Annotated in this window: 9 protein-coding genes; 7 read left to right on the forward strand and 2 right to left on the reverse strand. The window is 63.4% G+C overall.

All coding sequences use genetic code 11. From position 1 onward, the window contains the following. Nucleotides 1-69 precede the first annotated feature (69 nt). The 5 genes from D3I60_RS14350 (at nt 70) to D3I60_RS14370 (ending at nt 5,207) form a co-directional block, all read left to right on the forward strand. The gene (locus D3I60_RS14350; protein WP_262776956.1) at nt 70-1,146 is read left to right on the forward strand and encodes an Lrp/AsnC family transcriptional regulator; all 1,077 of its coding nucleotides are present in this window, start codon (nt 70-72) and stop codon (nt 1,144-1,146) included. Nucleotides 1,147-1,151: 5 nt separating this feature from the next. Then, nucleotides 1,152-2,114 (forward strand): D-2-hydroxyacid dehydrogenase, encoded by a 963-nt coding sequence (locus D3I60_RS14355; protein ID WP_262776957.1) that lies wholly within the window; start codon nt 1,152-1,154, stop codon nt 2,112-2,114. A gap of 39 nt (nt 2,115-2,153) precedes the next feature. Next, on the forward strand, nt 2,154-3,467 hold the full coding sequence (locus tag D3I60_RS14360; RefSeq protein WP_262776958.1) for an FAD-dependent oxidoreductase: 1,314 nt from the start codon (nt 2,154-2,156) through the stop codon (nt 3,465-3,467). 77 nt (nt 3,468-3,544) lie between these two features. Beyond that, complete coding sequence (locus tag D3I60_RS14365) at nt 3,545-4,396, forward strand: ABC transporter permease (RefSeq protein ID WP_262776959.1); 852 nt, start codon at nt 3,545-3,547, stop codon at nt 4,394-4,396. Beyond that, nucleotides 4,389-5,207: an ABC transporter ATP-binding protein gene (locus D3I60_RS14370; RefSeq protein WP_262776960.1), complete on the forward strand. Its 819-nt coding sequence runs from the start codon at nt 4,389-4,391 to the stop codon at nt 5,205-5,207. The genes D3I60_RS14365 and D3I60_RS14370 overlap by 8 nt, the downstream gene beginning before the upstream one ends. A 72-nt stretch (nt 5,208-5,279) precedes the next feature. Here D3I60_RS14370 and D3I60_RS14375 read toward each other — a convergent pair whose 3' ends face one another. Next, nucleotides 5,280-7,802 (reverse strand): excinuclease ABC subunit UvrA, encoded by a 2,523-nt coding sequence (locus D3I60_RS14375; protein WP_262776961.1) that lies wholly within the window; start codon nt 7,800-7,802, stop codon nt 5,280-5,282. 257 nt (nt 7,803-8,059) lie between these two features. On the opposite strand from D3I60_RS14375, the gene D3I60_RS14380 reads away from it, so the two are divergent. Continuing rightward, nucleotides 8,060-9,331, forward strand: a complete 1,272-nt coding sequence (locus D3I60_RS14380; protein WP_262776962.1) for an MFS transporter — start codon at nt 8,060-8,062, stop codon at nt 9,329-9,331. 257 nt (nt 9,332-9,588) lie between these two features. Here D3I60_RS14380 and D3I60_RS14385 read toward each other — a convergent pair whose 3' ends face one another. Then, nucleotides 9,589-10,509, reverse strand: coding sequence for a sulfite exporter TauE/SafE family protein (locus D3I60_RS14385; RefSeq protein ID WP_262776963.1), 921 nt, complete (start codon nt 10,507-10,509; stop codon nt 9,589-9,591). Nucleotides 10,510-10,911: 402 nt separating this feature from the next. Between D3I60_RS14385 and D3I60_RS14390 the strand changes: the two genes are divergently transcribed. Next, entirely contained in the window at nt 10,912-11,784 is an 873-nt protein-coding gene (locus D3I60_RS14390) for a sirohydrochlorin chelatase (protein ID WP_262776964.1), read from the forward strand. Nucleotides 11,785-11,788 lie beyond the last annotated feature (4 nt).

Below are 11,788 nucleotides of genomic sequence, written 5' to 3' on the forward strand. Positions count from 1 at the left end.
TATGTCATGTCAAGTGTTCATGCGCTATATTTGCTCATTAAGTAGGTTACTGATGAAGGAATCCACCAAATGAGTCCATCACTTGAGGAACCAAGTCCGGCGGTCTTGGATGATCTCGATCAGGAGATCGTCCGCGCCCTCCACAAGAACGGGCGCGCAGCATGGTCCAACATTGCTGCAATGGCGAACAGTTCAACGAGCACCGTCCGACGGCGATTCGAATCGCTCCAAAGCGATGGGCGTCTACGCGTCACCGGCCGGGTGGACGTAGCGCGTCTCGATCTCGCTGTCCCCGTTATGATCCAATTCCGCGGCAGGGATTCATCGCGCCCGGACTTCCTGAAATCGCTGCAAGTCCGGCACGATGTGCGGTACGTCGCTGCGGTCGCAGGGTCGGCGGGATGCGTCGCCGAGATCGTCATGCCTTCACTCGTCGGAATGCAACGAGTGATCCACGAGATCACCCTGCAGTTTGATGTTGAAGCGGAATTGTTCGTGGCAACTCACACCTACACTTCCGGCCAAGACTGGTTGCCTGACACGGTGAAACGCGAAATAGACGTACGGCAGGAGAGGATGGAGTCACGGCTGTCTCGTGAAGAATCGATTGTGCTCGGACTGCTACTCGAAGACGGACGGACCTCGCTCAGTGACTTGGCAGAGCCGATCGGGAAGTCCGAGAGCACTGCACGGCGAATCCTGGAATCTCTGATCAGGCGGGACATCGTGTCCTTCCGTGTGCTTGTCGAACCTGAACGGCTGGGCTTTCAGACTTCCTTTTGGGCGTGGCTCAATGTCGAACCGTCTCGACTGTCAGCCATCGGCACGGAACTCGCTGCGATGAAAGAGACCAAGACTCTCTTTGCGACGGCTGGACGGTACAACCTCGTCGGACAATTCGTACTGAAATATCACACTGATATGCACGCGTTTATGACAGATGTTCTCGGAGCGATAGACGGGATCAAGAAGTCGGAGATCATGATGCAGACGGACACGTACAAACGTGTGTGGAACATGGTTGCCTGCAGTTCTTATGTCGGTGTCTCGGGCCCGGACTGGCTCTTCAATCCGCCTGGATCGACTTCCTCGTTATCCGAGAGTCAACTGGCGAAGACCGATGCGCGCCGATCAAACGGAGGGTAAGGGCAATGTTAGGGACTGCCAAGCTCAGAGTTGCCATCCTCGATCGACCGGGAGGAGCGGACTCGCCGCTGTTTGTGAACCTCCCGTCTTACGTGGAGCTGCAACGTCTGCTTCCAGAAGCGATCAGTACCTTGGACCCACGTACCGAGGTCATGCTCATACGTGGTGGCTTCTGGACTGACATGGAGTCCCTTCTTGATCTTGCTCCCGCCCTGAAGTGGATACACGTGAATATGGCAGGTCTCGATCAAATCGATCTTCAGTTTCTTGAGCACCGCGGTGTGATGCTTACGGATTCGAGAGGAGTGCTCGACATAGCGATCGCCGAATTCGTCTTGGGTGCTGTCCTCCAGTGGTCGAAAGGACTTCACGTATCTGTGCTTGATACCCAGCAGCATCGCTGGGTACCGCGGGAGCCGCTTGCCAACCGATCAGTGACGACCTTGGTTCTCGGCGCAGGAGGCATCGGCACCCGGTGCGCAAGAGCACTCAAGAGGGCGGGATTCGGGGCAGTCGCCGGCTTCCGGCGTCAGCCGCTGCACTTGGACCCGATCTTTGATGAGTATGTGAGTGCTGAGAAGCTTCCCGAAAGAATCGGCGATTTCGATGTCGTCGTGGCGTGTCTGCCGGCAGCGCCGTCCACTGAAGGTTTCATCAATAGGCACTTGCTGGAAAGGCTCAGACGTGCTGCAGTCTTCGTCAACGTCGGTCGTGGCAGCACCGTTGACCAGGTTGCTCTGGCCGACGTGCTTGCGGCCAGGCCTGCTTCCTTGGCGGTGCTGGATGTGACCGCACCGGAGCCACTTCCCGGCGACCATCCGCTCCTCAGTACTCGCAACGTCGTGATCAGCCCACATATGGCAGGGGAGACGGTGGAGCGTCATGACAGTTTCACCGCACTGTTCATAGACAACCTGCAGCGCTATTGTGATGGCACTCCTTTGAAGAATTGTTCTGTGCCCTCCTGACCTCGTACGAGCACACTCCATCGGGGCTAGCATGGAGACATGAGCAAGCGGATCGTCATCATCGGTGCGGGATTGGCCGGCACGACCGCGGCGCGGGAGCTGAACGCGCGCGGTCAGGCCGTCACCGTCATCGACCCCCAGGCCGGCGAAACGTGTGAGCGGCCGCCGCTGTCGAAGCACCTCTTCGATGGCTCCCGCCACCACCTGCCCTACCACCTCGAATCGACCGAGCACATAACCTTCGTCCGTGACCGGGCAGAAGAGATCACTCTCGCCGAGGCGGCCGCCGACTCCCGCTACACCGCCGAGACCCAGCGACACCCCCATCCGCTGACTGACCATCACGCCACCGCAGGCACCGTCCACCTGGCATCAGGGGAGTCCATCGACTTCACCCACTGCATCCTCGCCACCGGGATGGAAGCGAACCGCCCGGAGGTCCCCGCCTACCCGGACGCACTGCCGGTCTATGACCTCGCCGACGCCGAATGGATCCTCAAGCGTGTGAACAACGCGACCGAAACCCTCAACGTCGGGGTGCTGGGCTCCGGTTATCTCGGAATGGAAGTGGCCACCTCGGCGGTGTCTGCCGGTCACCGCGCCACGGTCTATCTGCGTGGGGACGAACCCCTGCGCAAACAGCTCTCCGCTCCCGTGAGGCAGGCGCTGTTCGAGAAGCACAAGGCCGCCGGAGTCGAGTTCGTCACCCACACCTCGAGCCCGGACGACATTCCAGCCGAAGTTCATGACCTATTCATTACCAGTGTCGGAGCCCGTCCTCGGCTGATTCCGATCGACGGCCACCGACCCGCTCATGCGTGGGATGTGAATGAGAGTTTGGCAACATCTCATCCTGGTGTCTTCGCCGCCGGTGACTGCGCCATCGTCACCGACGGACCCTATGCGCTCGACCGCCCCTGGGCCTGTGAACCAGTGGCCGAAAGCCACGGGAAATTCCTCGCCGAACTCCTCGGTGAGGGATCGGAAACGGCCTCGGGCAATGGCGCGAACGACCCCGAATCCGCTTCGGGCGCAGGTTCGGACAACGGTATGAAAGTCTGGTCGGACGTCCCCTGGCACTGGAGCTTCCAAGGCCCGGAGAAGGTATTCACGGCGGGTCTGACGGGCCCCGACGCCGACGACACGATCGTCCGATACGACCCCAGCGGAGCGAAGTTCCAGGTCTTCCACTTCGACGGACCCGACCCGGAGTCGATGCTTGTCGGTGTCGAGACATTCAACTGGCCGCCGATGCAGGCAGCGGCCCGACGGGTACTCGGCGGTAATAAGATTCCGACGAGAGCTCAGATCGCCGACCCCGACTTCGACTTCAAGGCTCACAGCCGACTGTGAGTCTGCGCTAGTCTCATCCCGTAGACTCTTTCTGTTCTATCCCCAGTCGCCGACGAGAGATTTTTCTGTTCATGGATATGGCTAGGCTTGCTGCCGAGCACGGACTCGAGAGAGTGGGTGGACGGCCGTCTCTGCCCCAGTACGTCAAACAGCTTCTCAACCGAAGCGACTTCACGTACACGCTTGCGAAGTACCGGATGCAGTCCGAGAACGAGCGCAACCGCCTCGGCATGGCCTGGGTGCTGCTGCGCCCGTCGTTCTCGGCACTTATCTACGGCACGGTCTTCGGCGTCATCATGCAGGGTGCAACAGCTCGACCGCCGGACTTCGCCCCTTTCGTCGTCATCGGCGTCTTCATCCTCGAGTTCTTCAACACCTCGATGAACGGGGGAGCGAAGTCGATCATCTCGAATGCCTCACTCGTCCAATCGCTGCCGTTCCCGCGCATCGTGCTGCCGATTGCCAAGGTGTTCCAGAACCTGCTCGACTTCATCCCCACCCTCCTCTTCATGGCGCTCATCGTCATCATCTTCGGCGCGAGACCTGATTGGGACTGGTTCCTCTTCATCCCGCTGGTCTTCCTGTTCTGGGTCTTCAACCAGGGTGTGGCGTTCATCTTCGCTCGCGCAACGGTCCACTTCCGGGACCTCTCCCAGGTCACCCCTTTCATATCCCGAATGATCTTCTACACCTCCGGTGTCTTCTTCGACCTCAAGATCATGGTCGACAAGATCAATCCCGCACTTCAGCCGTTCGCTGATTGGCAGCCGATCAACAATGTGCTGTCGATCGCTCGCGGCATCCTCATGAAGGACGGAGTCGTTCCCTACGACTACTTCTGGCACCTGGCCATCTGGGCATTCGGCATCTTCATCATCGGCTTCGTGTTCTTCTGGCAGGCCGAGGAAAGGTTCGGTCGTGATGAGTGACGAGAATTCGTTCGACACCGGCAACCTCCCCGAGGTGACCAGGAACAACCCACCCGTCGTCGTCTGCGACAACGTCCACGTCCGCTACAAGACCCTGGCCACGGGCAAGAAGCTCAAGCTGGGAAGCAAGAACGTGATGGGGCGGAAGCGGGAGCTGCGAGAGGTTCACGCCCTCAAAGGCATCAGCTTCGTCGCTCACAAGAACGAATCGATCGGCATCATCGGCAGCAACGGCTCCGGCAAGTCCACGCTCATGCGGTCGATCACCGGGCTGACCCCGACCTCCGAGGGCGCGATCTATGCAACGTCACGGCCGAACCTCCTCGGCGTCGGTGCCGCCCTGATTCCGGACCTCTCCGGTGCTCGCAACATCATCCTCGGTTCTCTGGCCCTGGGGCTCACCCGTGATGAGATCGACGCGAAGTTCGACGACATCGTCGAGTTCACCGGGCTCGAGGACTTCATCGACCTGCCCATGCGCACCTACTCCTCGGGCATGTCCCAGCGACTGAAGTTCGCGATCGCAACCTCGGTGCAGCACGAGATCCTCATCGTCGATGAGGCGCTCAACGTCGGTGACAAGAAGTTCCGTGATCGTTCCGAGGGCCGTATCCGTTCCATCCGTGAGAATGCCGGTACGGTTTTCCTCGTTTCGCACTCGATGCGTACGATCAAAGACACGTGCAACCGTGCGCTGTGGATCGAGAAGGGCGAGCTGCTCGCCGATGGTCCGGCGCTCGAAGTCATTCGGAAATACCAGGCCTTCACCAAGGCCGAGAAGGCGAAGGAGACCGAGGAAGAGCCGGGCTGAGACCTGGTCTGCCCCGCATTCGGCCCCTTGCGAATTCGGCCCCGTTCTCTGCTGAGGACGGGGCCGTTTCCTTTACCTCGCTTCGGCCAGATGCCCCTTGAGGTACTCACCAGTCACGCTGTTCGAGGTATCCGCGACCTGATGCGGGGTTCCCGTCGCGACGATCTGCCCGCCATCCTGGCCTCCACCGGGGCCGAGGTCGATGATCCAGTCGGCGTTGGCGATCATGTCGAGATCGTGTTCGATGACCAGGACCGTTCCGCCCTGGTCGAGAAGCTGTTGGAAGACGCGCACGAGCACGCGCACATCCTCGGGGTGCAGGCCCACCGTCGGTTCGTCGAAGACGAAGAGCGTGTGCTGCTGTGACTTCCCGAGCTCGGTGGCGAGCTTGAGCCGCTGTGCCTCACCGCCGGACAGTGCAGGGGTTGCCTCGTGGAGAGTGAGGTATCCGAGTCCCACATCGTCCAGCGCCCTCAGCCGGGCGTGGACCTTGCGCATCTCGGTGAGGTGGGGGAGCGCCTCGGCGACGGTCATCGCCAACAGTTCCGGCAGCGACAGCGGTTGACCATCGGCATCCGAGGCACGGCGATATTCATCCGCATCCGGACTGTACCGGCGGCCTCCGCAGTCGGGGCAGGGGATGTCGACATCGGGGAGGAACTGCACATCGAGGGTGATCTCGCCGGTGCCTTCGCATTTCGGGCACCGCAGCGAACCAGTGTTGTACGAGAAGTCCCCGGCCGTGAGCCCGGCGTCCTTGGCCGAATCGAGTCGGGCGTATGCACGTCGGAGGTCGTCGAGGACTCCGGAATAGGTGGCCACGGTCGAGCGGACGTTGATGCCGATCGGGGTGGCGTCGACGACGTTGACTCGGTCGATCCCGTCGGCGTCGATGTCACGCACATGAACGGGCCGCGAACGTTCGCCGGGGGCCTTGAGCGCGGGGACGAGGCTGTCGAGGACGAGGGTGGTCTTGCCCGATCCGGACACTCCTGTGACGACGGTCAGTCGCTGCCGCGGTATCTCCGCGTCGAGGGCGTGGACCGTGTGGATCGGTGCGGTGCGCAGCCGGATCCGTCCGTGATCGAAGGTCGCCGAGGAGGCCGCGGGGTTGCGTACGAGGGTTTCGGCACGGTCGGTGAGATAGGGGCCGATGCGGGATTCGGGATGGTTGTCGATGTCGGCGACAGTGCCGGTGGCGACGACCGTTCCGCCGTTGCGACCGGACCCGGGACCGATCTCGATGAGGTAGTCGGCATGGCGGAGGACCAGCGGGTCGTGGTCGACCATGACGACGGAGTTCCCCTCGTCGAGGAGGTCGGTGATGACGCCCTGAAGGCCCGTGATGTTCGAGGGGTGGAGACCGATCGAGGGTTCGTCGAGGACGTAGAGGACTCCGGTGGTCTCATTGCGCACGGCGCGGGCAAGTTGCACGCGTTGGCGTTCACCGGTCGACAGGGACGAACCGGCCCGGTCGAGGGCGAGGTACCCGAGTCCGAGGTCGAGCAGCCGACGGGCCATACCGAGCAGGGCGTCCACCAATGATCGGGTCATGGACTGCATCGATGAGGGAAGGCCGGCCGGAACGTCCGCAACCCATTCGACGAGTTCATCGAGGGTCATGGCGGTCGCCTCGGCGAGGCCGATTTCACCGATGCGCGGTGCACGGGCGGAGAGGGAGAGGCGGGTGCCCTCGCAGTCGGGACAGACCTGCTCGGAGAGGAACCGACTGACCCTGGCGAACCGTTTCTCGTTGTCTGCCCGTTTGAGTTCCTCGGTTACGGTCAGACGGGCATTGCGGAAGGTGAAGTCGAGGTCGTGGAGCCCCTTCTTCGAGGTGACCGTGATGTGCTTCTTCTCTTCGGGGCCTGCGAAGACGATCTCGCGTTCCCAGTCCTTGAGGTCGCGCCAGGGAACATCGGTGCGGACTCCGAATTCGCGGGCGATCTGCGGTTGGACGTTGAAGCCGAACATCTGCCAGGGGATGACGGTGCCGTCGTCGATCGACAGGTCGGGGTCGCGGATGAGGGAGGCATCGTCGACTTCTCTGATGGTGCCGATGCCCTCGCAGCGGGGGCATGCTCCACCGGAATTGAAGGCGAGCTCCTCGGCGCCGGGAGCGTGGACGGTCTCACCGCATTCGGGGCAGTCGAACGGCTCCTCGGCAGCGACGTTGAGAGTCGGTTCCTGCCGGTGTCCGTTCGGGCAGAGGTGGGAGGCCAGGCGGGAGAACATCAGGCGGATGACGTTGAGCAGCTCGGTCGAGGTGCCGAACGTCGAGCGCACACCGGGGACACCGGGTCGTTGCCGCAGAGCAAGGGCGGCGGGGATGTGGCGGACGGTGTCGACGTCGGCGCGGGCGGCTTGAGCCATGCGTCGACGGGTGTACGTCGACAGAGCTTCGATATAGCGGCGGGAGCCTTCGGCGTAGAGGACTCCCATGGCCAGCGAGGATTTGCCCGAACCGGAGACGCCGGCGATGGCGACGAGGGTATTCAGAGGGACGTCGACGTCGATGTTCTGCAGGTTGTGCACGCGGGCGCCGCGCACCTCGACCGCTGTGGCAGGGGCAGTGTTCCGGGCTTCGGTCGACATATCGTGATCGTAACAACCGGCACTGACGTGACTCGTCACCTGCTGAGACTGCCTTTGCGGCCGGATACGCCGGGACTACAATCGTCTCGCTGACGAGAACAGGGGCATACTGGTCAGATCAGAGACTCCAACCGGGTCTGTGAATAAGCAACATCCGCCCCGGATGATGAGCAACGGTGCCTGCATCCCAAAAGCCAACGATCCACCACCGGCTTCGCCAACCACGGCATCCGGGCACCTACAAGAAGAGGCACACGATGACTGAGACACCCGTCGAGTCCCGCGAAGAGAAGTCGCGGGCCCGCAAGGCCGTAGTCGCGGCCGGACTGGGCAACGCCCTCGAATGGTATGACATCATCCTGTTCGGGTTCATGGCCACCTCGATCACCGCGGTCTTCTACCCGGGCGAAGGCCTGTCCGCACAGCTGATGACCTGGGCGACCTTTGCCATCACCTTCGTCGTCCGTCCCCTGGGCGCGATCATCATCGGGCGCTACTCGGACAAGCACGGCCGCAAATCGGCGCTGTCGCTGACGATCGGTCTGATGACCCTCGGTGTGTTCATCATCGTCATCCTGCCGGGCGAAGCCACCATCGGCATCTGGGGCGCGATCGGCCTCATCATCGCCCGCATCATCCAGGGCATCTCCGCCGGCGGCGAATTCGGATCGGCCACCGCCTTCCTCACCGAGAACGCCAAGCGCGGCAAGGCCTACTATGCCTCCTTCCAGACCGCGACTCAGGGCATCTCGATGTTCCTGGCCGCCGGTATCTCCTGGATCCTCAGCTCGGCTCTCAGCGAAGACGCCCTGCACTCCTGGGGCTGGCGCGTGGCCTTCGCGCTCGGACTGCTCATCGGTCCGGTCGGCTGGTACATCCGCTCGAAGATGGACGACACCCCAGAATTCAAGGCCGCCGAGAAGACCGACAACCCGCTGCGCGTCCTCCTCAGTGAGAACTTCGGTCGCCTGTTCTCCGCGTTCCTCATCATCGCGATGGCCACGATCTCGGTCTACCTCATCACCTTCCTGCCGCAGTTCGCCGTCACCAACCTCGGCCTGGACGCCTGGGCGGCGTTCCCCGGTGCCGTCGTCGCCGGCGTCATCACCCTCATCGGCGCCCCGTTCGCCGGCCGCCTGGCCGACCGCGTGGGCCCGACGACCGTGATGATCCCGACGACCATCGTGGGCATCATCGTCGCGTGGCCGATGTTCATCCTCCTGACCGCGAACCCCTCGATCGGCGTCCTCACCCTGTGCGAGGCGATCGTCGGCCTGTTCATGGTCTTCTACTTCGGCCCGATGCCGGCGCTGCTGTCCGAACTGTTCCCTGTCAAGGTGCGCAGCTCCGGCATGACCATCGCCTACAGCTTCGGTGTCGCGATCTTCGGCGGCTTCGCCCCGCTCATCCTCACCGCACTGCTCGGCGCGACCGGTCTGCTGACCGTGCCCGGCTTCTACTACGCGGGACTGTCGCTGCTCTCCCTCATCGGCGTGATCATGGCCCGGAAGATCTACAGCCAGCGCTGACCTGACGCCGGTCGCCGTCGATCAACGCGGCACTGCGAAGAGCACGTCTCCAGGGACGTGCTCTTCGCAGTTTCGCGTGCATTGAGCGAGGTAGACGGGGCCTCGAGGCCGGTGAGCCTCTCATTCAAGGCGAAGAGCGGATGGCGGCAGATACACGGGCCGATAAGTGCGCGCGGGCTTGATCGAATCCGCGAACCGCGCTCACCCGCCGACGGTCGGCCGCCGGACCGAACCCGCCGATGCGCGCCCGCCGAGGCTCAGCGACCGACGGTCGCCTCGGACTCGGCTTCCGCTGCGGCCTCCTCGGCCTTCCGGACCTTCGCGGCCGCCCGTTCGACGCGCACGACGTGAGCGAGCAGGCCGAACCAGACGAGAGCCAAGCCGGCGACCGTCAGCCACACCGAGGAATCCGAGAGCCCGACGGCGAGCAGGATGGTGCGGACATTCGTGAGGATGATGATTCCGCCCGCGGCGACCGCCAGCACCTTGGCCGGCAACAGCTTCACCAGCCACGCGGCAAAGGGTGCTGCGATGACACCGCCGACGAGCAGCGCCGCCACGATCTTCCACTCGATGCCCTGTGACCCGAGCGCGATGAGGAACCCGAGCGAACCGCCGACGGCCACGACGAACTCGCTCGTATCGATCGACCCGACGACCTTCCGCGGCTCCAAACGTCCTGATGAGAGCAGCGTTGTCGTGCCGACGGGCCCCCAGCCGCCTCCGCCGACCGCGTCGAGCGTCCCGCCGACGAGCCCGATCGGGATGAGCATCGTCGCGCTCGGCCGTGATTTGAACGTCGGACGCGCACCGCCGAGTGCGAGGAACCGCCAGACGACATAGACGCCGAGCGCCAGCAGGATCCCTGAGATCCACGGGGTCGCCGCCTCCCCGTCCAGGCTGGCGAGGAGCGTCGACCCTGCGATCGCCCCGATGAACCCGGGACCGGCGAGAATCGCGACGGTCCGCCAGTCGACATTGCCGAACTTGTGGTGCGAGATCCCCGACACCAACGTTGTCCCCAGCTCGGAGAAGTGCACCGCCGCCGAGGCGGCCGCCGGTGCCGTACCGGCCGCCAGCAGCAGCGTGGTTGAGGTGACCCCATAGGCCATGCCCAAGGACCCGTCGATGAGCTGAGCGATGAGACCGACGATCCCGAGGACGATGAGCTGACGCATGTGCTTGCCTTTCGTAGATGACGCGAAGGAGGAGGCGCGGAAGATGGACAAGACGCCGAAACTGCGGACGGTGCCAGGAGCGCAATGACGCGTTGACAACACACACTAGCGAAACTGTTGAGCAGAATGGAAAACTGCTGGCTATCCTACGAACTCGGTCGCCGTATGTCGAAAGATGACACAAAATGGCGAAATGTCCCTGATGAACAGCATGTATGCGGTGTTGAGGCCGATGGGTTACGCTGTGCGAATGCATTCAATCGTGACGATCCCACCTCTCCGCAGCCGCATAGTCGTTGAGCAATCGCGCTGTTCGGTTCCCTCGGTGGCTCCGGCGCCCGCGGAGAGCCGGGTGCGGGCGGCCGCGCAGGGGGGCCAGAGAACCGTGCCGGAGCGAGCACGGTGACGGGGCTGCTGTCGGTGGGGCTGATCTCCCACGGAACCTCATCGCCCACCGGCCAGGTCCTCATCGAGGTGCTCGCGGCCGAGGTCGCCACAGACCTGCGCATTCGTGGGATTGCCGACGAGGTCATGCTCGGGCATGTGGACGTCCAGAAGCCCGACGTCGACGAGGTGATCGCCCGACTGCCCGCCGACCGTCCGGTGATCCTTGTGCCGCTTCTGCTCTCGCCGGGGTATCACGTCCATGTCGACCTCGCCGAGGCGGCGGACCGTGCCGAGCGGATGCCCCCGAACGGGGACGGAGAGCCGGGCTTCGGGCCACGACGTGTCCGACGGACGCCCACATTGGGGCCGGACCCGAGACTTGCGGAGATCCTCGCCGATCGGCTTCCGACCCTGAGTGACAACGATGACGTCATCCTTGCCGCTGCCGGCTCGAGCGACGAGCGGGCGAACGAGTCCTGCCGTGAGATGGGCAGGCTGTTGGCAGCGAAGCTCGAGCGCCCCGTCGAGGTTGGATTCCTCGCCGGCGGCGGTGCGCCGTTGAAGGACTGTGTCGAGGAGGCGCGGAGCCGCGGAGCCCGCCCCGTGCTCGCGAACTACCTGCTGGCCCCGGGATTCTTCGACGACCTTGCCCGCAAACTCGTCGACGGCGGCAGCGCGAGCATCGGCAAAACGAAGAGCGGTGATGCAGGCGGCAGCAGACCGGCAGGCGTCCTCGCTCCGCCGCTGCTGACCGGCGGCGGAAGTGCTTCCGCCGTGCCACCCCAGCTCGTCGACATCGTCCGCGACCGAGTCTGCGAAGGCATCCGCGCCCACGAGCAACCCAGCACCCGATCCGACGAGGCCGCACCGGAAATGCTCAGCGCCTGACCGC

It is taken from the genome of Brevibacterium permense, from assembly GCF_025506275.1.
Lineage (GTDB): Bacteria > Actinomycetota > Actinomycetes > Actinomycetales > Brevibacteriaceae > Brevibacterium > Brevibacterium permense_A.